This window comes from Enterobacter sp. Bisph1, assembly GCF_000814905.1.
Classification (GTDB): domain Bacteria; phylum Pseudomonadota; class Gammaproteobacteria; order Enterobacterales; family Enterobacteriaceae; genus Kosakonia.
In genome coordinates this window covers 132,672-155,711 of sequence record NZ_JXAG01000036.1, presented here as the reverse complement: position 1 = coordinate 155,711, position 23,040 = coordinate 132,672, and the positions used below count along the sequence as shown (strand labels likewise).

Annotated in this window: 19 protein-coding genes; 11 read left to right on the top strand and 8 right to left on the bottom strand. The window is 54.6% G+C overall.

Annotation, left to right across the window (positions count from 1 at the left end):
• Nucleotides 1–136 precede the first annotated feature (136 nt).
• A complete protein-coding gene (locus RW65_RS11460; protein ID WP_039056872.1) occupies nucleotides 137–655 on the top strand; it encodes a PadR family transcriptional regulator in 519 nt (172 codons plus the stop codon).
• On the opposite strand, the gene RW65_RS11455 is transcribed toward RW65_RS11460, so the two are convergent.
• A complete protein-coding gene (locus RW65_RS11455) occupies nucleotides 652–2,211 on the bottom strand; it encodes a methyl-accepting chemotaxis protein (RefSeq protein ID WP_039056871.1) in 1,560 nt (519 codons plus the stop codon). The two genes, RW65_RS11460 and RW65_RS11455, sit on opposite strands and share 4 nt — an antisense overlap.
• 434 nt (nucleotides 2,212–2,645) lie before the next feature.
• On the bottom strand, nucleotides 2,646–4,166 hold the full coding sequence (locus RW65_RS11450; RefSeq protein WP_039056870.1) for a methyl-accepting chemotaxis protein: 1,521 nt from the start codon (nucleotides 4,164–4,166) through the stop codon (nucleotides 2,646–2,648).
• Between the two features lie 430 nt (nucleotides 4,167–4,596).
• On the opposite strand from RW65_RS11450, the gene ygjG reads away from it, so the two are divergent.
• Nucleotides 4,597–5,976, top strand: coding sequence for a putrescine aminotransferase (gene ygjG / locus RW65_RS11445; RefSeq protein WP_082022438.1), 1,380 nt, complete (start codon nucleotides 4,597–4,599; stop codon nucleotides 5,974–5,976).
• A 45-nt stretch (nucleotides 5,977–6,021) separates the two neighbouring features.
• Here the strand turns inward: ygjG and lsrG are convergent, their stop codons facing one another.
• Nucleotides 6,022–6,315: a (4S)-4-hydroxy-5-phosphonooxypentane-2,3-dione isomerase gene (gene lsrG / locus RW65_RS11440; RefSeq protein ID WP_039056868.1), complete on the bottom strand. Its 294-nt coding sequence runs from the start codon at nucleotides 6,313–6,315 to the stop codon at nucleotides 6,022–6,024.
• Nucleotides 6,312–7,199: a 3-hydroxy-5-phosphonooxypentane-2,4-dione thiolase gene (gene lsrF / locus RW65_RS11435; RefSeq protein ID WP_039056867.1), complete on the bottom strand. Its 888-nt coding sequence runs from the start codon at nucleotides 7,197–7,199 to the stop codon at nucleotides 6,312–6,314. The genes lsrG and lsrF overlap by 4 nt, the downstream gene beginning before the upstream one ends.
• A 137-nt stretch (nucleotides 7,200–7,336) precedes the next feature.
• Here lsrF and lsrK point away from each other — a divergent pair, with 137 nt between their 5' ends.
• Nucleotides 7,337–8,911, top strand: a complete 1,575-nt coding sequence (gene lsrK / locus RW65_RS11430; RefSeq protein WP_039056866.1) for an autoinducer-2 kinase — start codon at nucleotides 7,337–7,339, stop codon at nucleotides 8,909–8,911.
• Between the two features lie 138 nt (nucleotides 8,912–9,049).
• On the top strand, nucleotides 9,050–11,071 hold the full coding sequence (locus tag RW65_RS11425; RefSeq protein ID WP_039056865.1) for an NADPH-dependent 2,4-dienoyl-CoA reductase: 2,022 nt from the start codon (nucleotides 9,050–9,052) through the stop codon (nucleotides 11,069–11,071).
• A gap of 33 nt (nucleotides 11,072–11,104) precedes the next feature.
• Here RW65_RS11425 and rlmG read toward each other — a convergent pair whose 3' ends face one another.
• Nucleotides 11,105–12,235 carry a 23S rRNA (guanine(1835)-N(2))-methyltransferase RlmG gene (gene rlmG, locus RW65_RS11420; RefSeq protein WP_039056864.1) on the bottom strand — a complete coding sequence of 377 codons (1,131 nt, stop codon included), beginning with the start codon at nucleotides 12,233–12,235 and terminating at the stop codon, nucleotides 11,105–11,107.
• Between the two features lie 70 nt (nucleotides 12,236–12,305).
• Between rlmG and RW65_RS11415 the strand changes: the two genes are divergently transcribed.
• The 3 genes from RW65_RS11415 to RW65_RS11405 all read left to right on the top strand — a co-directional run bounded on the left by RW65_RS11415 (nucleotide 12,306) and on the right by RW65_RS11405 (nucleotide 15,118).
• Nucleotides 12,306–12,797, top strand: a complete 492-nt coding sequence (locus RW65_RS11415; RefSeq protein ID WP_039056863.1) for a M48 metallopeptidase family protein — start codon at nucleotides 12,306–12,308, stop codon at nucleotides 12,795–12,797.
• 111 nt (nucleotides 12,798–12,908) lie between these two features.
• Nucleotides 12,909–13,907: a Gfo/Idh/MocA family protein gene (locus RW65_RS11410; protein ID WP_039056862.1), complete on the top strand. Its 999-nt coding sequence runs from the start codon at nucleotides 12,909–12,911 to the stop codon at nucleotides 13,905–13,907.
• Between the two features lie 242 nt (nucleotides 13,908–14,149).
• Entirely contained in the window at nucleotides 14,150–15,118 is a 969-nt protein-coding gene (locus RW65_RS11405) for a TerC family protein (RefSeq protein ID WP_039056861.1), read from the top strand.
• A 10-nt stretch (nucleotides 15,119–15,128) separates the two neighbouring features.
• On the opposite strand, the gene RW65_RS11400 is transcribed toward RW65_RS11405, so the two are convergent.
• From RW65_RS11400 to uxaC, 3 genes are all read right to left on the bottom strand, one after another.
• Nucleotides 15,129–15,683, bottom strand: coding sequence for a YgjV family protein (locus RW65_RS11400; protein ID WP_039056860.1), 555 nt, complete (start codon nucleotides 15,681–15,683; stop codon nucleotides 15,129–15,131).
• 141 nt (nucleotides 15,684–15,824) lie between these two features.
• Complete coding sequence (locus RW65_RS11395) at nucleotides 15,825–17,312, bottom strand: UxaA family hydrolase (protein WP_039056859.1); 1,488 nt, start codon at nucleotides 17,310–17,312, stop codon at nucleotides 15,825–15,827.
• A gap of 17 nt (nucleotides 17,313–17,329) precedes the next feature.
• The gene (gene uxaC, locus RW65_RS11390; protein ID WP_039056858.1) at nucleotides 17,330–18,742 is read right to left on the bottom strand and encodes a glucuronate isomerase; all 1,413 of its coding nucleotides are present in this window, start codon (nucleotides 18,740–18,742) and stop codon (nucleotides 17,330–17,332) included.
• 464 nt (nucleotides 18,743–19,206) lie between these two features.
• On the opposite strand from uxaC, the gene RW65_RS11385 reads away from it, so the two are divergent.
• The 4 genes from RW65_RS11385 to mzrA all read left to right on the top strand — a co-directional run bounded on the left by RW65_RS11385 (nucleotide 19,207) and on the right by mzrA (nucleotide 22,894).
• Nucleotides 19,207–20,508: an MFS transporter gene (locus RW65_RS11385; RefSeq protein ID WP_039056857.1), complete on the top strand. Its 1,302-nt coding sequence runs from the start codon at nucleotides 19,207–19,209 to the stop codon at nucleotides 20,506–20,508.
• A 231-nt stretch (nucleotides 20,509–20,739) separates the two neighbouring features.
• Nucleotides 20,740–21,516, top strand: a complete 777-nt coding sequence (gene exuR, locus RW65_RS11380; RefSeq protein ID WP_039056856.1) for a transcriptional regulator ExuR — start codon at nucleotides 20,740–20,742, stop codon at nucleotides 21,514–21,516.
• 324 nt (nucleotides 21,517–21,840) lie between these two features.
• On the top strand, nucleotides 21,841–22,503 hold the full coding sequence (gene yqjA / locus RW65_RS11375) for a DedA family general envelope maintenance protein YqjA (RefSeq protein WP_039056855.1): 663 nt from the start codon (nucleotides 21,841–21,843) through the stop codon (nucleotides 22,501–22,503).
• 4 nt (nucleotides 22,504–22,507) lie between these two features.
• On the top strand, nucleotides 22,508–22,894 hold the full coding sequence (gene mzrA, locus RW65_RS11370; RefSeq protein WP_039056854.1) for an EnvZ/OmpR regulon moderator MzrA: 387 nt from the start codon (nucleotides 22,508–22,510) through the stop codon (nucleotides 22,892–22,894).
• The last annotated feature ends 146 nt before the right edge of the window (nucleotides 22,895–23,040 follow it).

Genomic DNA, 23,040 nt, shown 5'->3' with positions numbered 1-23,040 from the left:
CAAAGCGCACAAGGTGACAAACGGAAAAATAAATAACATAAATATCAATTAATTAAATAAAAATCATTATTCATTTTGTACATATTATAGTTTTTAGATATAAATTAGATATATCAAATTAATTCAGGAGTCAGCTATGCGCCATCATCACGACCGTACTCACAGCGAACATCATCACGGCGGCGGCCGACGCCAGCGCTTTTTTGGCCACGGCGAATTACGGCTGGTGATCCTGCACCTGCTCGGCCAGAACGCCAGCCACGGTTACGAGTTGATCAAAGCCATTGAAACCCTGACCGAGGGCAACTATTCGCCGAGCCCCGGTGTAATTTACCCAACGCTGGATGCCTTACAGGAGCAGCAACTTATCACCGTGGACGATGAGGAGAACGGGCGCAGAGCCATCGCCATTACGCCGCAGGGCGCGCAGTGGCTGGCAAAAAATGAGGCTTCCCTTGCGCAGATTGAAGCGCGTGTTAAAGCGCGTAATGCTGGCTATCAGCTACGAAAAAACCCGCAGATGAAGCGGGCGCTGGATAATTTCAAAGCGGTGCTGGATTTACGGGTCAATCAGGAGGAAGTCAGCGCCGCGCAGCTTAAACAGATAATTGGCATTATTGACCGCGCGGCGCTGGAGATTTCACAGCTTGATTAAACCGCCGTACTTTCTCGCAGGCGGAACACTTGTATCAGCTCGCGCAGATGTAGCGCCTGATCGTTGAGCGCCGCCGCTGCCGCTACGGACTCTTCCACCAGGCTCGAGTTCTGTTGCGTGGTGGAGTCAATCAGGCCAATCGCGCTGTTGATTTGCGAAATGCCGTCGGTCTGCTCACGGCTGGCCTGGCCAATCTCGCGCAGGATCATGTCCATCTCTTCCACGTTGGTGACCATGCCGTTAATCAGCCCGCTGGCTTTTTCCACCAGCGCCATCCCTTCGCGAGTTTGAGTGGTCGAGCTTTCAATAAGATGACGAATATCGTTGGCGGAAGAGGCGCTTTTCTGCGCCAGCTGGCGTACTTCACCGGCCACCACCGCAAACCCCCGCCCGTGTTCACCGGCCCGCGCCGCTTCTACCGCCGCGTTCAGCGCCAGGATGTTAGTCTGGAAAGCAATCGCGTCAATCAGGTTGATGATATCGGACATCCGGTTCGAGGTTTCGTTAATCACCCGCATCTTCTCGGTGACCTGCTTCATCATCTCGCCGTTGCTCTTGACTACCGTCGCCGCACCGGCAGAGAGGTTGGTGGCTTCCGAGGTATGGTCGGCGGTGTTTTTTACCGTTGCGGTGATCTGCTCCATCGAGGCCGCCGTCTGCTCGACGGAACTGGCCTGTTCTTCAGTACGCGCCGCTAAATCCTGGTTGCCGGCGACAATCTGCGCCGCGGCGCTTGAGATACTCTCGGAGCCGTTTTGCACCTCGTGCACAATATCGACAAGGCGGTTTTTCATCTCCATCAGCGCATGCAGCAGCACGCCGGTTTCATCACGGTGATGAGACTGTATCGTGCGGGTCAAATCGCCGTCGGCAATCGCTTCGGCAAAGGTTACGGCTTCACGAAGCGGGCGGGTAATCATCCGCACGATATACCAGCCAATCAGGCTGCCCAGACCAATGCTAAAAATAGCCAGCAGGATCAGCAGTAAACGGTTGGAGCTGAAGTCGTTCTGCACTGACTCGCCTGCGTCGCGCATGTGCTGGTCCTGAATCGCAATCAGCGCCTGAACGCGATCTTTATAGGCATTCTGAATGACAATGGTGTTGGTCATCATCTCTTGAATCGCCCCGGCACGATCGTTTCTTTTCACCGCGTCGAGAATGCGAAAGCGCGAATCAAGGTACTGCTGGCGCACGGTGCGGATTTCGGCAAGGATCTTTTGCGACGGTTCATCACGCAGGTTTTTCGACAAATCCTCCAGCAGGGCGCTAATGCGGGCGCTGATCTCGGCAAGCTGCTTTTGCGATTCTCCCGACCATTTGCCGTCGCTATCCAGCAGCATCAATTGTTGGGTGCTGATAAAGGTCTGGAAGTTATCAATCAGCAGATTGGCTTTTACCGTCGTCGGATAATCGTTATGTACTATTCCTTGCATACCATTATTGGCGCGATTCAAACTGAACAGCGAAAGAGAGGAACTCACTATCATCAACGCAATAAAAAAGCCGAACGCCAGAAATAATTTCGTGCCGATTTTTACATCACGTAAAAACATATATTCTCCACGGATCTGTTTATTTATTGACGAAAGTTCCACGCCATTATCCGACTGACGCGCTTAAGTCCCTGACACAAATTAAAAAGAGTGTCGCCAGTAGGCGTTATCGGTAACGTTAGCGCTAACTTTATGAGTTTGATCGTTTTTTTAGTTACTTAACGCATCAGATGATAGCCAACAACGATTGATGAACATTTATCGATCGTTATATCTACGGAAAAACTATTTTTCTGTAAAAATATTAATATCGCTACATATATTGTTAATTGTGAATAAACTTATGCGCAAAAAGTAATAGTTCACTTTGCGAAGAGTATTTAATAACTGATTCATTAAACAGCGGACGATAGCGTCCTTGCAGCAGCAGAAGGTCAAGATGAGTAAAAAAAACCACCGGTAACGCTACCGGTGGTTTTTAATTCGTTAAACAATTAATGCAGTACGGAGACGGCATCCTGCAAACGGCCAGCACGATGTTTAACCATCGCCGACACCGTCGCGCTTTTTTCAACCAGATCGGCATTTTTCTGCGTAATGGCATCCAGCTCTGCCACCGCGCGCGTCAGCTCGGAAAGTCCCGTCGCCTGCTCCGATGTTGACTGGCTTATCTGGCCGATTAATGCCGTCACGTTTTGCACCTGCGTGACAATATCATCCATCGTGCGGCCTGCGGCGTGGACCTGGTCATAGCCGGACCGCACTTTGCTGGCGCTGGCGTCGATCAGTTTGCGAATATCATTTGCCGCGCTGGCGCTGCGGCTCGCCAGATGGCGCACTTCCCCCGCGACGACCGCGAACCCTTTACCCTGCTCGCCCGCTCTCGCCGCTTCTACCGCCGCATTCAATGCGAGGATATTGGTCTGAAAAGCAATATCATTTATCAGCGTAGTGATAGAGCCGATGCGCCCGGTGCTGTCGGCAATCTCATCCATGGTTTTCACCACGGTTTCCATCGCTTTGCCGCCGTGAGTGGCGGCGCTGCTGGCAGAGCTGGAGAGTTGGTCCGCAGCAGAGGCGGTTTGTGAATTATTTTGTACCGACGCCGCCATCTGGCTCATGGTCGCGACGGTCTGCTGCACATTCACCACCGTCTGGCGGGTGCGTTCATTGAGATCCTGATTGCCTTTCGCCAGCGTCTCACTGCCGCTTCGCACGCTATGCACCTGCGTCGAAACGTCGTTGATTAACCAGCGGCACATCAGCCCCAATTGGCCGACCGCGCGCAGGGTTAAGCCTAACTCGTCGCTGCGGTTCAACGGCTGGACGCTGTTTCGTTCTCCGGTGGCGACGCTTAACGCCTGGCGGGCTACGTTTTCTGCCGGGCGGACAATCTGCCACTCGAAGGCCAGGCAGCCCAGCCACATTGCCAGCGTGCTTACCGCCAGCGTTACAGCGTGTGCACCGCTGAGCCACAAGCCGATTCCTTGCGCACCCCACAGCAACGTCATTATGCTGCGCGCCCGCCAGCGCAGCGGCATTGCCGCGACTTTTCCCCACCAGCGTTGGCTTATCACCATTCCTTTATAGAGACGTTTATTGCTGCGACCTGCATTTAAAGCTTGATACAACGGTTCAACGGCGGCGATCTCCTCTTCCTGCGCCTGAGTGCGAATCGACATATAGCCCGTCACTTTGCCGTCGCGCACCATCGGCACAGCATTGGCCCGCACCCAATAATGATCGCCATTCTTACGGCGGTTTTTGACGATACCGCTCCACGGCTCCCCTTTTTTCAGGGTGAACCACATATCCGCAAACGCCGCTTTTGGCATATCCGGGTGGCGAACAAGATTGTGGGGTTGGCCGAGCAGTTCATTATGTGAATAGCCGCTGGCCTGAATAAACGCATCGTTGGCGTGGGTGATGTAGCTTTGCTGGTCGGTGGTAGACATAAGCGTGGTGTCATCGTCCAGCATAAAGCGCTGCTGGCTGACAAAAGGAGGAGAAGACATGGTTGCGTCCTGTGCAGGTTATAGAGCTGTTAAAAATTCTGGCAAATGTTATTTCGGCGCTAATGTTTTTATCTTTAGTTGTTAAATTTGATTTAGATCGCAGTTCGTACAAAAACCTAGTTATTTGCAGGCTCGCTAACATGCTGATTTTAATAGTTTCGTTGCGTTATCAACCGAATTAGCCGGGCTAAACGCCCTTAAATTGCGCATTTATTGCACTAGTTTGGCGCAATACTGCCGTCGGGATGTCTCTACTGAACAATTTTTAATCACAAAAGAGAGGGATAATAACGCACCGGCGTGATTAAATCTTGCGCACCCCGGTGGTCCACAGGCGTTTATCCCGAATTAAATCGCCCGCTCTGAAGTGGCGTAAACCCTGCAATAATTATATCTGTATCATGTGATACGCCGGCCCCTGGAGCTTATTTTGAACAGGTTACCTTCCAGCGCATCAGCTTTAGCGTGCAGCGCTCACGCACTGAATCTCATTGAAAAGCGAACACTCGACCATGAGGAGATGAAGGCATTAAATCGAGAGGTGGTGGATTACTTTAAAGAGCATGTTAATCCGGGGTTTTTAGAGTACCGAAAATCTGTTACCGCCGGCGGGGATTACGGAGCCGTAGAGTGGCAAGCAGGCAGTTTAAATACGCTTGTCGACACCCAGGGTCAGGAGTTTTTAGACTGTCTGGGTGGCTTTGGTATCTTTAATGTGGGGCACCGTAATCCAGTTGTGGTTTCCGCCGTTCAGAATCAACTCGCCAAACAACCTCTGCATAGCCAGGAACTGCTCGATCCTTTACGCGCACTGCTGGCAAAAACCCTGGCGGCGTTAACGCCCGGCAAACTCAAATACAGCTTCTTCTGCAATAGCGGTACGGAATCCGTCGAGGCGGCGCTGAAACTCGCCAAAGCGTACCAGTCGCCACGCGGCAAATTTACCTTTGTCGCCACCAGCGGCGCGTTTCACGGTAAATCTCTTGGCGCCCTTTCCGCTACCGCCAAGTCTGCCTTCCGCAAACCCTTTATGCCGCTGCTGCCGGGCTTTCGCCATGTGCCGTTTGGCGATATCGAGGCGATGCGCATGCTGCTCAGCGAATGTCACAAAACCGGCGATGATGTTGCGGCGGTTATTCTCGAACCGATTCAGGGTGAAGGCGGCGTGATTATCCCACCAGCGGGTTATTTAACCGCGGTACGTAAGCTGTGCGATGAGTTTGGCGCGCTACTCATTCTTGATGAAGTGCAAACCGGGATGGGACGTACCGGGAAAATGTTTGCCTGTGAACATGAAAACGTGCAGCCGGACATTCTCTGTCTTGCCAAAGCGCTGGGCGGCGGCGTGATGCCTATCGGTGCAACGGTGGCGACGGAAGAAGTGTTCTCCGTGCTGTTTGATAACCCCTTCCTGCATACCACTACTTTCGGCGGCAATCCGCTGGCCTGTGCGGCAGCGCTGGCGACCATTAATGTGCTGCTGGAGGAGAATCTGCCAGCGCAGGCGGAGCAGAAAGGCGACATGCTGCTGGATGGTTTTGGCGCGCTGGCGCGTCAGTATCCGGATCTGGTGCAGGATGTTCGCGGTCGCGGAATGCTGATGGCGATTGAGTTTGTCGATAACGAAACGGGCTACAACTTTGCCAGTGAGATGTTCCGCCAGCGCGTGCTGGTGGCGGGCACCCTCAATAACGCGAAGACTATTCGTATCGAACCGCCGCTGACGTTAACCATTGAACAGTGTGAGCAGGTGCTGAAAGCGGCATCCAACGCGCTGGCGGCGCTGCGGGTCACCACCGAGCTTGCCTGAGTTACCCCTTTCACCCCTCCCCCGTGCGGGGAGAGGGGCTTTTTGCTACTCCGGCATCACGCCGATAAAACAGCGTTTTTTACGTGGCTCCGACATTAATTCCTCAAGCTTCTCCACGCAGGCCAGATAGTGCGGCGTCTCTTTATGAGCCTGTACGGCGGCGTCATCCTGATAGGCTTCATAAATAAAAAAGCGGGTTTTCACTTTCGGGTCCTGCAACACATCAAACCGCAAATTCCCCGGCTCACGAATCGCCCCTTCATGGTTAGCGCGAAACACCTGTAAAAACTCGTCGACGCGATCGGGTTTGATATTGATCTCCACTAACGTGACATTCATGGTTGCTCTCCTTGTTTTTCTTCCAGCCAGAACTGGTAAGCCTCGCGGGCGTGCATTTTCTCATGGACCACTTTTTTTACCGCTTTAAGCATGGCGAGAGGCGCGCTGGACTGGAAGATATTGCGCCCCATATCCACGCCGGACGCGCCCTGATCGATTGCGCGGAAGCACATCTCCAGAGCCTCATGCTCCGGCAGCTTTTTCCCGCCAGCGATGACAATCGGCACCGGGCAGCTGGCGGTCACTTTTTCGAATCCCTCGTCGACAAAATAGGTCTTCACGAACTGCGCGCCCATTTCGGCAGCGATTCGGCTGGCCAGCGAAAAATAACGGGCGTCGCGCGCCATCTCTTTCCCGACGCCGGTAACGGCCATCGTCGGCACGCCGTAACGGTTACCGGCATCCACCAGTTTAATGATGTTATTGATCGACTGGTGCTCATGCTCGCTGCCGATATAAATCTGCGCCGCCACCGCACAGACATTCAGCCGTAGCGCATCTTCCATGGTCACCGCCACGCATTCATTGGAAAGTTCCGACAGCATTGAGTTACCGCCGGAAGCGCGTAACACCACCGGTTTATTGGTGGCTGGCGGCACTACGCTTCGCAAAATCCCGCGGGTACACATCAGCACATCGGTTTCGGCAAACAGCGGGGCTATAGACAAATCAATACGCTCAAGACCGGTGGTCGGCCCCTGAAAATAACCATGATCGAACGCCAGCATCACCGTGCGATTGCTTTGCGGGTTAAAAATCCTCGCCAGTCGCGATTGCATGCCCCAGTCGAGCGCGCCGCAGCCCTTTAGGGTGAAGGGCACATTCTGCTGTGGCGTACCAATGCCAAACTCTTTGCCATCTTTTATGTCATCTAAATCCGCCATTCTGCCTCCCGCAAAAAGCTGTGATAGAACAAGTGATTTTGGAGTGAAGAACGTTCAAAAGCGTAGGCGCTGAACTATATTTACGACCGTACGAGGATCACAGTTTCATCTATGATGCTGGCGAGGGGGCACAACCCATGAGTTACCTTTTAGCGTTAGATGCAGGAACGGGCAGCATCCGGGCAGTGATCTTCGACTTAAGCGGGCGACAAATTGCCGTCGGCCAGGCCGAGTGGAAACACCTCAGTGTGGAAAACGTCCCCGGCTCGATGGAGTTCGATATTCATAGCAACTGGCAGCTTGCCTGTCAGTGCATTCGCCAGGCGCTACAAAACGCCGGGCTTAGCGGGGCGGATATTCAGTCCGTCGCCTGCTGCTCCATGCGCGAAGGCATTGTGCTCTATAACCGTAATGGCGATGCCATCTGGGCCTGCGCCAACGTTGATTCTCGCGCCAGCCATGAAGTGACCGAGTTAAAAGAGATCCACGACTGGCAGTTCGAAGCCGAAGTCTATCGCGTTTCCGGCCAGACGCTGGCCCTCAGCGCGATGCCGCGTCTGTTATGGCTGGCGCACCACCGCCCGGAGATCTATCGCGATACCGCCACTATTACCATGATCAGCGACTGGCTTGCCTCGCGCCTTTCCGGCTGGCTGGCGGTGGATCCTTCCAATGCCGGAACAACCGGTATGCTCGATCTCTTTACCCGCGACTGGCGTCCCGACCTGCTGGATATGGCCGGGTTACGGGCGGATTTATTATCACCGGTGAAAGAGACCGGTAGCCTGCTGGGGGAAGTGACGCACCAGGCTGCGCAAGAGTGCGGCCTGCGCGAAGGCACGCCGGTGGTGATGGGCGGCGGCGATGTGCAGCTAGGCACCCTTGGGCTGGGCGTGGTGCGCGCCGGGCAAAGTGCCGTGCTCGGCGGCACGTTCTGGCAGCAGGTGGTGAATCTGCCGCAGGTACGTACCGATCCGCAGATGAATATTCGCGTTAATCCCCATGTTATTCCCGGTATGGCGCAGGCCGAGTCGATAAGCTTTTTCACCGGCTTAACGATGCGCTGGTTTCGTGATGCGTTCTGCGCCGAAGAGAAGCTGATTGCCGAGCGCATGGGGATGGATGCCTATGCGCTGCTTGAAGAGATGGCGAGCCGGGTTCCGGCGGGTTCCTGGGGCGTGATGCCGATTTTCTCCGATGCGATGCATTTTAAGCAGTGGTATCACGCTGCACCGTCGTTTATTAACCTCTCTATCGACGCGGAAAAATGCAATAAAGCAACGCTTTTCAGAGCGCTGGAAGAGAACGCCGCGATAGTTTCCGCCTGCAATCTGGCGCAGATATCGCATTTCTCCGGCGTGCAGTTCGACAATTTAGTGTTTGCTGGCGGCGGGGCGAAAGGCGCGCTGTGGAGCCAGATCCTCAGCGATGTGACGGGGCTGCCGGTGCGCGTGCCGGAGGTGAAAGAAGCAACCGCCCTCGGCTGCGCGATTGCCGCAGGCGTTGGTGCCGGGCTGTATGACAATATGGCGGCAACGGGTGAACGGCTGGTGCGCTGGAGCCGCGAATTTACGCCGAACCCGGAGTATCGTGAGCTGTATGACGACATGATGCTGAAATGGCAGAAAATTTATGCCGATCAGCTTGGCCTGGTCGACAGCGGTTTAACCACCTCGTTATGGCAAGCGCCCGGCCTGACCACCAGTTCCTGACGCTTTTCCCCCTCCGCTCAGGAGGGGGATATTTGAATCCCATCACAATCATTCGCTCCGCCTTTTCCCTTTTACGCCGCGACGGCTAAAGTAGAACTCATCCGACCACATAACAATTATTTTACATTGGAAGAGAGCATGAGCCATTACCCGTCGCTGTTCGCCCCTCTCGATTTGGGCTTTACCACGCTAAAAAACCGAGTGTTGATGGGCTCCATGCACACCGGGCTGGAAGAGCGCCCCGATGGCGCAGAGCGGCTGGCGGCGTTCTATGCCGAGCGCGCTCGCCACGGTGTTGCGCTGATCGTTACCGGCGGCGTCGCCCCTGCCCTTTCCGGCGTGACGATGGAAGGGGCCGCGGTACTGCACGATGCCAGCCAGCTTCCCCATCACCAGCGGGTAACCGAGGCGGTGCATCAGGAGGGCGGCAAAATTGCCCTGCAAATTCTGCATACCGGGCGTTATAGCTATCAGCCGCGCCCGGTTGCGCCCTCGGCAATCCAGGCCCCGATCAACCGCTTTACCCCTCATGAACTGAGCCACGATGAGATTCTCGCTTTAATTGAAGATTTCGCCCGTTGCGCACAGCTGGCCCAGCAGGCGGGTTACGACGGCGTTGAAGTGATGGGTTCGGAAGGCTATTTGATTAATGAATTCCTCGCCGCACGTACCAACCAACGCGAAGATGAATGGGGCGGCGATTATGCCCGTCGCATGCGCTTTGCGCTGGCCGTGGTGCGCGCCGTGCGCGAACGCGTGGGCCGTGACTTTATTATTATCTACCGCCTGTCGATGCTGGATCTGGTGGAAGGCGGCGGTACGCTGGAAGAGACCATCGAACTGGCGCAAGCGGTAGAAGCCGCGGGCGCGACGCTGATCAATACCGGGATTGGCTGGCACGAAGCGCGCATTCCAACCATTGCTACGCCGGTGCCGCGCGGTGCTTTTAGCTGGGTGACGCGCAAGCTGAAAGGCAAAGTCAACGTCCCGCTGATCACCACCAACCGCATTAACGATCCGCAGGTGGCAGAGGAGATCCTCGCCCACGGCGATGCGGATATGGTGTCGATGGCGCGCCCGTTTCTCGCCGATGCCGAGCTGTTATCGAAAGCGCAAAGTGGCCGCGCGGATGAGATCAATACCTGCATCGGTTGTAACCAGGCCTGCCTCGATCAGATCTTCGCCGGCAAAGTCACCTCCTGCCTCGTTAACCCCCGCGCCTGTCATGAAACACTGATGCCGGTGCTGCCCGCACAGCTTAAGAAAAACCTGGCGGTGATTGGCGCAGGTCCTGCCGGGCTGGCGTTTGCGGTGAATGCCGCCGCACGCGGCCACAGCGTCACGCTGTTTGACGCCCAGGCGGAGATCGGCGGGCAGTTTAATGTCGCCAAACAGATCCCCGGTAAAGAGGAGTTTTATGAAACCCTGCGCTACTACCGCCGGATGATCGATTTAACGGGCGTCGCACTGCGTCTAAATCAACGCGTCGATCCGTCAATGCTTATGGAGTTTGACGAAGCGATCATGGCCTGCGGCATCGAACCGCGAATGCCGCCGATCGACGGGATCGACCATCCAAAAGTGCTGAACTATCTCGACGTGCTGCGCGATAAAGTGCCGGTGGGGGAAAGCGTGGCCATTATTGGCTGCGGCGGGATCGGCTTTGATACGGCGATGTATCTAAGCCAGCCAGGCGAACCGACCAGCCAGAATATCGCCGAGTTTTGCGTGGAGTGGGGCATTGATACCAGCCTGAATGAACCCGGCGGCCTGCGCCCGGAAGGCCCGCAGCTACCGAAAAGCCCACGACAGATTGTGATGCTGCAGCGTAAAGCCAGTAAACCCGGCGAAAGCTTAGGCAAAACCACCGGCTGGATCCACCGCGGGACGCTTCTGTCGCGCGGGGTGAAAATGATCCCGGCGGTGAGTTATCAAAAGATTGACGATGAAGGTTTGCACGTGTTGATCGGCGGCGAACCGCAACTGCTGGCGGTGGATCATGTGGTGATCTGCGCAGGCCAGGAGCCAAAACGCGAGCTGGCGGAGCCGCTGCGCGAAGCGGGTAAAACGGTGCATCTGATTGGCGGCTGTGACGTGGCGCTGGAGCTGGATGCCCGGCGGGCGATTGCGCAGGGCACGAAGCTGGCGCTGGCCATCTAGAACAAAGCGGCCCGCGCTGCGGGCCGACTTCTGTTAGCGTTTTTTACGTACTTTCACCGCTTTCAGTACCACGAATTTATTGTTGGTGGCGAGGGTTTCGCAGTTACCGAAAACACGCTTTAGCTTGCGGTAATAGTCGAGATGACGATTACCGACAATGCGCAGTTCGCCGCCATATTTCAGGCAGAAACGGGCATCGTTAAACATCTGCCATGCAATATGGTCGGTAATGGCGCTCTGCTGATGAAACGGCGGGTTACAGACAATCGCGTCAAAGCGATCCGGCTCCAGCCCGGAGAGGGAATTATTGATCATATAGTCGCTGCGCTCAGCGGCTTGCGGCAGGTTCGCCTCAACATTGAGCCGCGCGGAGGCCACCGCCATCGCCGACTCGTCGGCAAAAAGCACGCGGCTGTTCGGGTTCTGCGCCAGCAGTTGCAGGCCAAGCACGCCGTTGCCGCAGCCTAAATCCACCATTTCGCCTTCGATATTTTCCGGCAGATGCTGGAGGAAAAAGCGCGCGCCAATATCCAGCCCGCTACGGGAAAAGACATTGGCATGGTTGTGAATCGTCCAGTCGGTCCCGTCCAGCGGCCAGCGGGCGATCATGTCGTTCTCGCTGAGTTCCGGCGCGTTAAAGGTGCAGTTAATCAGCCGCGCTTTTTTCCACGCCAGCGTAGTGGTGGTCGGGCCGAGGATTTTCTCAAACAGCGCCAGCGTCGAGTTATGAACATCGCGCGCTTTCGCCCCGGCGATAATGCGCGTCTGCGGCGTGACAACGCTTCGTAAGGCGCGCAGCTGCTGCTCCAGCAGCGCCAGCTGTTTTGGCACTTTAATCAGCACCAGCGCCGGATTCGCCGGCAGCGGGCTCAGGCTGTCCTGCAGCGTAACGCTGTTTTCGTCCAGCGAGTTAATGCGCAAGTTATGCTGCGTCGCCAGACCGGCAATAAAGGAGTCATTAACGCAAACCGGGTGATGCTGCGCCAGCGCACAGGCCAGCGCGCCGAAGCTGTCGTTAAAGACGAGAACCGGGCCGTCGACCTCATTCACCTGTTGCAGCAGGTATTCATCCGCCGCATCCCACGCTTGCAGCGCCGCCTCTTCCACGCCGACAGGGAATCTGTCTAAAGTGAATGTCTGTCCGAGTAATTCAACCTGGCTCATCGCCCCTCCGCAATGCTAAAATTCGCGCGTTTTATCGCTTAATTAACCGGAGATGTAAACACATTTCGCCATGAATACCCTTCTCTATCTTCAGGGCTACCCTGAATCCTTGCTTACGCAGGTCACTTCCCTGATTGAACAGAACAGGCTTGGCGAGGTGCTGGCAAAGCGCTACCCACAAAAGCACGATATCACCACTGATAAAGCGCTCTATAACTATACGCAGGGGCTGAAAAATCAGTTTCTGCGTAACGCCGCGCCGGTCAATAAAGTGATGTTTGACAGTAAAATCCATGTGTTAAATAACGCACTTGGTCTGCATACGGCGATCTCTCGCGTGCAGGGCGGTAAGTTAAAAGCGAAAGCGGAAATTCGCGTGGCGACGGTTTTTCGCGACGCGCCGGAGGCGTTTTTGCGCATGATCGTGGTACATGAACTGGCGCATCTGAAAGAGAAAGACCACAACAAAGCGTTCTATCAGCTGTGCTGCCATATGGAGCCGCAATATCACCAACTGGAGTTTGATACCCGCCTGTGGCTCACCCATCTGGCGCTAAAGTAGTTTCGCGGGTCGGACAACGCCATTTGTGCTTCTGCGCTGCCGCATACTGGTTTTGTCACCCCGTCATGCTAGAGTGATTTAAGACCCCCTTTACGGAGAAGTAGCGTCTGTATGATACGTTTCGCTGTCATAGGCACCAACTGGATCACCCGCCAGTTTGTCGATGCCGCCCATGAGACGGGCAAATATAAACTCACCGCCGTTTTTTCCCGCAGCCTTGAACAGGCGCAACATTTCGCCAGCGACTATCCCGTCGAACATCTGTTTACCTCCCTTGAGGATATGGCGCAAAGCGAAGCGATTGATGCGGTTTATATTGCCAGCCCGAACGCCATGCACTTTTCCCAAAGCCAGCTTTTTCTGCGCCACAAAAAGCATGTGATCTGCGAAAAACCGCTGGCCTCTAATCTGCGTGAAGTGGAAGCGGCTATCGCCTGCGCGCGGGAAAATCAGGTGGTGCTGTTTGAAGCCTTCAAAACCGCCAGCCTGCCCAATTTCATCTTACTGAAACAGTCGCTGGCGAAAGCGGGTAAGCTGCGCAAGGCCTTTATTAACTACTGCCAGTATTCCTCGCGCTACCAGCGCTATCTCAACGGCGAGAATCCCAATACCTTTAATCCTGCCTTCTCTAACGGTTCGATTATGGATATTGGCTTTTACTGCCTGGCCTCCGCCGTGGCGCTGTGGGGCGAGCCGCATAGCGTCCTGGCCTGCGCCAGCCTGCTGGAAAGCGGCGTCGATGCCCACGGCGTGGTGGTAATGCATTACGGTGATTTCAGCGTCACGCTGCAGCACTCAAAAGTAAGCGATTCGGTGCTGGCCAGTGAAATTCAGGGCGAAGCGGGATCGCTGGTGATTGAGAAAATCTCCGAATGCCAGAACGTCTCGTTTGTGCCGCGCGGCGGTAAAGCGCAGGAGCTGACGCAGCCGCAACATATCAACACTATGCTCTATGAAGCCGAGACGTTTGCCCGTCTGGTGGAACAGAACGAGGTTAACCATCCGGGGCTGGCGGTTAGCCGGATCACAGCCAAACTGCTTACGGAGATCCGCCGTCAAACGGGGGTTGTTTTCCCGGCGGATGATATCAGTGCCCAGCTCCCTGCGTAAAAGTTCGTAAAGCAGAGCCGAGGTGTCATTGACGGAATCACCACGCTGACATATTTTGTTACGCGCAAAGGGGAGTAACTTCATTGCCGGTGGATCGTCATTACGATGCGTTTACGCATCCGGTCGCCGGGCGTCGAAAGAGACGTAAGTGAGACCTTGCCGGAAGGCGAGACTCCCTGCATCTAAAGCAAGCGGCTAACCTCTTCCGATGTTAGCCGTTTTTGTTTTAGTGAGGATTGAATATGAATACTGTCGGCACACCGATGTTATGGGGCGGTTTCGCCATCGTGGTGGTGATTATGCTGGCCATCGACCTTCTGCTTCAGGGACGTCGCGGCGCGCAGACGATGTCCATGAAGCAGGCGGCCGTCTGGTCGGTCGTTTGGGTCTCCCTCTCATTACTCTTTAATGCCGCCTTCTGGTGGTATCTCTCGCAAACGCAAGGTCGCGCCGTCGCCGATACCCAGGCGCTGGCGTTCCTCACCGGTTATCTGATTGAAAAAGCCCTGGCGGTGGATAACGTCTTCGTCTGGCTGATGCTGTTTAGCTACTTCTCGGTGCCTGCTGCCCTGCAGCGCCGCGTGCTGGTTTATGGCGTGCTCGGGGCGATTGTGCTGCGCACGATTATGATTTTCGCCGGCAGCTGGCTGATCACCCAGTTCTCGTGGCTGCTGTATGTCTTTGGCGCATTCCTGCTGTTTACCGGGATCAAAATGGCGCTGGCGAAAGAGGATGAAACCGGCATTGGCGACAAACCGCTGGTGCGCTGGCTGCGCAGCCATCTGCGCATGACGGATACCATTGAGAATGAGCACTTTTTTGTGCGCAAAAATGGCCTGCTGTTTGCCACGCCGCTGCTGCTGGTGCTGATCCTCGTTGAACTGAGCGATGTGATTTTCGCCGTCGACAGCATTCCGGCGATCTTCGCCGTCACCACCGATCCGTTTATTGTGCTGACCTCTAACCTGTTTGCCATTTTGGGGCTGCGTGCGATGTACTTCCTGCTGGCGGGCGTGGCGGAGCGCTTCTCGATGCTGAAATATGGCCTGTCAGTGATTCTGGTGTTTATTGGCGTCAAAATGCTGATTGTCGACTTCTTCCATATCCCGATTGCCATCTCGCTGGGCGTGGTCGGTGGGATCCTGGTGCTGACGATGGTGATTAACGCCTGGGTTAACCATCAGAACGACAAGAAAAAAGGGCTGGAGTAAACGCCTGCCGTCAGCGGGCGGCAGGTTTCTCTTGTTGCTGCGCGGTTTCGATCTTAAACGGATCGATGCCGCGTTTTTGCATCCGCCAGAAGCGAATAATATTCAGGCCGTTCATCACCAGGAAACTGCCTTCGATCAGCGAACCGCCTATCGATCCGAGCCAGATATTGTGGATCACCCAGCAGCCCGTTGAGCACCAGATCACGCAGCGCATCGGTAAACCCTGAAAGCGAAACAGCGCCCAGGTACTGACGATGGTGCCGGCAACCGGTAATAGCTCTATCAGGTGGTGAAATTTCGCCAACCCTAAGCCGCCCGTCAGCGCGATAAACAGCACCATTACCCACAGATTGCGGGTACGCAAGGTTATCAGGGTGCGGATAGCGTTAAGCATGGCGCTGGAACCGGCGGGAAAAGCGCCCATCAGCATAAAGTGCACGCCAATAATGGCGCTGTAGACCGAGAGTTGTTTTTTGAAGCGCCGTTCATCACGGTTGATAAAGGTGGTAATACCCACCAGAAAGGCAATCACGCCAACGCCCTGGGCAAGCCAATACGTGGTCATGGAAAATCCTTGTAGGGTAAAAACGGTTCCGGATAACGCATTGCGGAAAAAACATCGCGCCAGGCAACGCGGCTAGCTTATCCATTTCCCGGCGACCGGGAACATGAACGAGCCTTGTTGCATGGCGCGAAAGTTTACACGTTAGAGCGTGACGCCGCTTTTGAAGATAGCCAGCTCGCGGAAATCGTTTTTCTCGTTGCAGGTCTTTTTGCCGTTAGCGATATCAACGATAACATCGACGAATTCGTTCAGCAGTTGCGGCATCGCTTTGCCGTGAATCAGCTGACCGGCATCGTAGTCGATCCAGTGTTTCTTCTTCGCCGCCAGTTCACTGTTGGTGGCGATTTTCACCGTCGGCACAAACCCGCCGTAAGGCGTACCGCGACCGGTACTGAACAGCACCATATGGCAGCCCGCACCCGCCAGCGCGCTGGTGGCAACGGCATCGTTACCCGGTGCGCTCAGCAGGTTCAGACCGTGGGTTTTCAGGCGTTCGCCGTAGCGCAGAACATCCACCACCTGGCTGGCGCCCGCTTTCTGCGTACAGCCCAGTGATTTCTCTTCCAGAGTCGTGATACCGCCCGCTTTGTTACCCGGCGATGGGTTTTCGTAGATCGGCTGATTGTGTGCGATAAAGTACTGTTTGAAGTCATTGACCATGGTAACGGTCTTTTCAAAGGTACTTTCGTCGCGACAGTGGCTCATCAGAATACGTTCCGCACCGAACATCTCCGGTACTTCCGTCAGCACGGTAGTCCCGCCGTTGCCGATAACATAATCGGAAAAACGGCCCAGCATCGGGTTAGCAGTGATGCCGGAGAGGCCATCGGAGCCGCCGCATTCGAGGCCGAATTTCAGCTCGCTCAGTTTGCCCGGTTCACGTTTGTCATTACGCATTGCTTGATACAATGCGTGCAGGTGCTCAAGCCCCGCTTCCACTTCGTCATCCTGGTGTTGGCAGACCATAAAGTGGACACGTTCCGGATCGAATTCACCGAGCGTCTCGCGGAAGGCATCGACCTGGTTGTTTTCACAACCCAGACCAATCACCAGTACCGCACCGGCGTTCGGGTGGCGCACCATGTTTTGCAGCATGGTGCGGGTGTTAATGTGATCGTCGCCCAGCTGCGAGCAGCCGTAGGTATGGCTGAACAGGAAGACGCCGTCGGTACCTTCGGCATCCTGCGTCTCTTTCAGGAAACGGGTCTGGATCTGACGGGCGATGCCGTTTACGCAGCCGACCGTTGGCAGGATCCACAACTCGTTGCGGATCCCCACTTCGCCATTCGCACGGCGGTAGATCTGAATGTCACGATCCGCCGCCTGGGCGCCTTCATCCTGAAAATCAGGTTGATAGCTATACTCGTCCAAATCGCTGAGATTGGTCCGGGCATTATGAGAATGAATGTACTCGCCCGCCGCGATATCTGATGTCGCATGTCCAATTGGCAGACCATACTTGACAACATTTTCACCGCTGGCGATGGCTTGCAGAGCAAATTTATGCCCGCGCGCTACCGCCTGACGCAGCCGAACGGTCTGGTTGTCGACAACGACTTCCGCGCCTTCAGCGAGGTCCGCCAGTGCTACCGCAACGTTATCCAGCGAATGGATCTTGATGTATTGCATATCAACCTCAAACGGCTTTAGTTCAGTTCAATCGCGAAGTAATCACGCGCATTGTTAAAGCAAATGTTTTTCACCATTTCGCCCAGCAGTTGAATATCCGCCGGCGCTTCGCCTGCGGCGACCCAGCGACCAATCATCTGGCACAGGATGCGACGGAAATATTCATGGCGGGTGTAAGACAGGAAGCTGCGGCTGTCGGTCAGCATGCCGACAAAGCGGCTCAGCAGGCCCAGCTGCGCCAGCTGCGTCATCTGACGTTCCATGCCATCTTTCTGGTCGTTAAACCACCAGCCGGAACCGAACTGCATTTTGCCCGGCATCCCTTCGCCCTGGAAGTTACCGATCATGGTGCCCAGCACTTCGTTATCGCGCGGGTTCAGGCAGTACAGAATGGTTTTCGGCAGCAGGTTCTCTTCATTCTGCTTGCTCAGCAGTTTTGACAGCTCTTCTGCCAGCGGACGGTCGTTAATGGAGTCGAAGCCTACGTCCGGCCCCAGCAGTTTGAACTGGCGCTGGTTGTTGTTACGCAGCGCGCCAATATGGTACTGCTGCACCCAACCGCGACGGGCGTATTCCGCGCCCAGCCAGACCAGTACCGCAGTTTTGAACTGCGCCACTTCTTTCTCGCTCAGGGTTCCACCCGCCAGGCGACGCGCCAGGATGCTATCCAGCTCCGCTTCGCTCGCTTCGGCGAACAGCACAACGTCCAGCGCATGGTCGGAAACTTTACAGCCGTGCGCCGCGAAGTGATCCAGGCGTTTGCCCAGCGCGGTTTGCAGATCCGTAAAGCGACGAATGTCGGTATCAGACACTTCGCCCAGTTTCGCCATGTAATCGTTGAAGGTGGCTTGTTCAATATTGAACGCTTTATCCGGACGCCAGCTCGGCAGCACTTTCACGCTGAAGCTAGTGTCTTTCGCTACAGCGGCGTGATGTTCCAGCGAGTCAATCGGATCGTCGGTGGTGCCGACCATTTTCACATTCATCTGCTGCATGATTCCGCGCGCAGAAAATTTATCCTGCGCCAGCAGTTCGTTACCCTGGTTCCAGATTTCATCGGCGGTAGACGGCGACAGCAGCTTACCTGTAATACCAAATGGGCGACGCAGCTCAAGATGCGTCCAGTGGTATAACGGGTTGCCAATAGTATGCGGCACAGTGGCTGCCCAGGCGTCAAACTTCTCACGATCGGTCGCATCGCCGGTACAAAGGCGCTCAGGCACGCCGTTGGTACGCATTGCGCGCCACTTGTAGTGATCGCCTTTTAACCAGATGTCATACAGGTTTTTAAAGCGGTAGTTATCAGCGATCTGCTGCGGCGGCAGGTGGCAATGATAGTCAAAAATCGGCTGGTCTTTTGCGTAGTCGTGGTACAGACGGCGAGCAAATTCGGTGTCGAGCAGAAAATCTTCGGTCATAAACGGGGTCATTATCGTCTTCCTCTAAACGAGTGCGTCTGATGCTTACCTTTAATGCTGACAAAGTTATCACACCAATTTCTACAACCCGAAGATATTTTCGTGAGTTGGATCAATAAAAGCATACAAAAACTGACACTCCGAACGGGCAAACATCCCGCCAGCCCGCGCCATTACTGGCCTGACCCAGCGAAGCTAAAGACCACACAAAGAAAAACGCTTTTGTGATGTCACTCACCTTTTCAAGTTGTATGACAAGTTATCTTTCCTGCCGTCGAACATATAAGCCGACGGAATGCATTCCCGACAATACGTTGATCGGACTTTTGGGTAGGGATACCGACTTAAACACGCTTACTAATGGCAAGGTTTGGGCCGTATCGGGGGATATCCCGGACGTCCTCCCCGTTTTCATCCTGCGAACGCGATCGAAGGATGGCCGCGAAAAGCGGTAATAACATAACGATGAGGTTTACATGCGTAAAATCAAAGGATTACGTTGGTACATGATAGCACTGGTGACGGTCGGCACCGTGCTTGGCTACCTGACACGTAACACCGTAGCGGCAGCTGCTCCAACCTTGATGGAAGAGCTGCACATCTCCACTCAGCAATACTCTTATATCATCGCGGCCTATTCCGCGGCTTATACCGTTATGCAGCCCGTTGCCGGCTACCTGCTGGATATTCTGGGCACCAAAATTGGTTATGCCTTCTTTGCGATTACCTGGGCGATATTCTGCGGCGCGACTGCGCTGGCGGGAAGCTGGGGTGGTCTGGCGCTGGCGCGTGGCGCGGTAGGTGCCGCTGAAGCAGCAATGATCCCGGCGGGCCTGAAAGCCACGTCTGAATGGTTCCCGGCGAAAGAGCGTTCTATCGCGGTGGGTTACTTCAACGTTGGCTCTTCAATTGGTGCCATGATCGCACCGCCGCTGGTGGTGTGGGCAATCGTGATGCACAGCTGGGAAATGGCGTTCATCATCTCCGGTGTGCTGAGCTTTGCATGGGCAATGGCCTGGCTCTACTTCTATAAACACCCGCGCGATCAGAAAAAACTGAGCGAAGAAGAGCGCGAGTACATCATTGGTGGCCAGGAAGCACAACACCAGGCCAACAACGGTAAGAAAATGTCCGTATGGCAGATTCTGGGCACCCGTCAATTCTGGGGTATCGCCCTGCCGCGTTTCCTGGCAGAACCGGCCTGGGGTACGTTTAACGCGTGGATCCCGCTGTTCATGTTCAAGGTTTACGGCTTTAACCTGAAAGAGATCGCCATGTTCGCCTGGATGCCGATGCTGTTTGCTGACCTCGGCTGTATCGTGGGTGGTTACCTGCCGCCGCTGTTCCAGCGCGTGTTCGGTGTGAACCTGATTGTTTCGCGTAAAATGGTTGTTACCATGGGTGCGGTACTGATGATTGGCCCAGGCATGATTGGTCTGTTCACCAGCCCGTATGTTGCTATCGGCCTGCTGTGCATCGGTGGTTTTGCTCACCAGTCTCTGTCCGGCGCGCTGATTACCCTCTCTTCTGACGTCTTTGGTCGTAACGAAGTGGCAACGGCGAATGGCCTGACCGGTATGGCCGCCTGGACCGCAAGCACCATGTTTGCTTTGGTGGTTGGCGCACTGGCGGATACCATTGGCTTTAGCCCGCTGTTCGCCGTACTGGCGCTGTTCGACCTGATGGGTGCCGTAGTTATCTGGACGGTGCTGAAAAACAAAACCGCCGACGAGGTTGTTAAAGAACATTCCCTTGGCGGCCCGGCAGCACAAAGTTAACGCTTCACGGACTTTGTTAGCCTGAAAATTTCACGCGACACGGCAGTAGCCACTAAGCGAATCGCCCGTTAAAGAAAGCGGTAACGGGCAAGGTAGCCCAACAGTGCGTCGCGTGAAACAGAACGAATATTAGCCGCCTTAGGGCGGCTTTTTTGTTCTCCGCGATGGTGAGAAAGCCGTAAAAGTGGTATAACAAATCTATCATTGCCCTTCTTTCCCAGGAGCTCACATATGGAAATCTCCGAGTCACGACGTTTGTACCAGCAGCTTGCCGCCGAGCTTAAAAATCGTATTGAGCAAGGCGTCTATCTTGTGGGTGACAAACTGCCCGCTGAACGCTTTATCGCCGATGAGAAAAGCGTAAGCCGGACCGTGGTTCGTGAAGCCATTATCATGCTCGAAGTGGAAGGGTACGTCGAAGTCCGCAAAGGCTCCGGTATTCATGTTATCTCTAATGTACCGCGCTACACTCAGGCTCCCGATGAAAACATGGAGTTCGCCAATTACGGTCCGTTTGAACTGTTGCAGGCGCGTCAGCTTATCGAGAGCAATATCGCTGAATTCGCCGCCACTCAGGTGACGAAGCAGGACATCATGAAGCTGATGGAAATTCAGGATAACGCGCGCAAAGAGAAGTGCTTCCGCGATTCTGAGTGGGATTTGCAGTTCCATGTACAGGTTGCGCTGGCGACGCAGAACACGGCGCTGGCGGCTATCGTCGAGAAAATGTGGACGCAGCGTGTACATAACCCGTACTGGAAAAAATTGCATGACCATATCGATTTGCGCACCGTCGATAACTGGTGTGATGATCATGACCATATTCTGCGCGCGCTGATTCGCAAAGATCCCCATGCCGCTAAGGTGGCAATGTGGCAGCACCTGGAAAACACCAAACTGATGCTATTTAACGAAACCAGCGATGATTTCGAGTTCAATGCCGATCGCTATCTGTTCGCAGAAAACCCGGTTGTGCATCTTGATACCGTCGCGACCGGCGGCAAGTAAAAAAGCTCTGTCAGGCGCATACTTATACTGCGCCTGCGCCGGTTTAAGGTAAGTAAACCGTCTAGAGTGTCAGCCTTTGTAAATAGCCTCGCCTCCCCCTGCTGCGGCAAGCAAAATCATCACCGAAACGCACTTTTCCGACTGACTCATAATGTAGAATTTTGTTACAATCGGATGCATTTGTCATTGCATGAGTTAGTGCTTGCTCACAGCGTCTTTTCTCAGGATATGCTGCATCAAATGTGCCACGAGCGACCATAATATATTAAAGCTATCGCCGTGCCGGTCTGGACGTGACGTAAACCGATGTACCAGGAACCTTGAATGGAACTTTTAAACCAATTACTCCATGCCCTCTGGGCTCAGGACTTCGCGACGCTTTCGCAGCCCGGCATGATCGGCATGCTGTACTTCGTTTTGTTTGTCATCTTATTTCTGGAAAACGGTCTGCTACCGGCGGCGTTTCTTCCGGGCGATAGCCTGTTAGTTCTGGTTGGCGTGCTGATTGCGAAAGGCGCGCTGGGTTATGTACAAACGGTGTTATTACTGACCGTAGCGGCAAGTCTTGGCTGCTGGCTGAGCTATATCCAGGGGCGATGGCTGGGAAATACGCGCATCGTGCAAAACTGGCTTTCCCATCTGCCTGCCCATTATCACCAGCGTTCGCACCATCTTTTTCATAAACACGGGCTATCCGCGCTGCTGATTGGCCGTTTTATTGCTTTTGTTCGCACTCTGTTACCAACTATTGCCGGACTTTCTGGTCTGAGTAATGCGCGCTTCCAGTTTTTTAACTGGGTGAGCGGTCTGCTGTGGGTGCTGATACTCACCACCTTAGGCTATTTGTTGGGTAAGACGCCGGTATTTCGTAAATACGAAGATGCGCTGATGTCCTGCCTGATGTTGCTTCCGGTAGTATTACTGGTAATTGGCCTTGCTGGCTCGCTGGTGGTGCTGTGGAAGAAAAAATATCGCAACCGGGGTTAAGTTCATGGAATTGCAACGTCCCTTTGTACGCGGATTACTGATGGGTATCACGGCGATAGCCATCTTTGGCATGGTGTTTTTCACCTGGGCGAAGCTACAAAATAGTGACTCCACGCTGGCGATTCGCCCGCTCACGCAAAACGTGAGCGTGCCGGATGGTTTCTCTGTCTGGCATCATCTCGACGCCAACGGTATTCATTTCAAAAGCATTACCCCGCAAAACGACACGCTATTAATCACCTTTGATTCCAGCGCCCAAAGCGCCGCGGCGAAAGCCGTGCTGGATCGCAGCTTGCCTCAGGGCTATATCATCGCTGCCCAGGATGATGACAATAACTCCACCTCGGCCTGGCTCACCCGCCTGCGTAATTCAACGCATCGATTCGGTTAACCTTTCCAGGATTCTGAATCTTTTCACTTACTTTGGTGTTTAGCCGTTTACTTACTATGCTTGAGTACACGGAACCACATTTCACTTAATGTCACTGGACGCTGGCGTCACTTTCGTTTCGTCGGTCAACAATGGAAGGTTCTCGA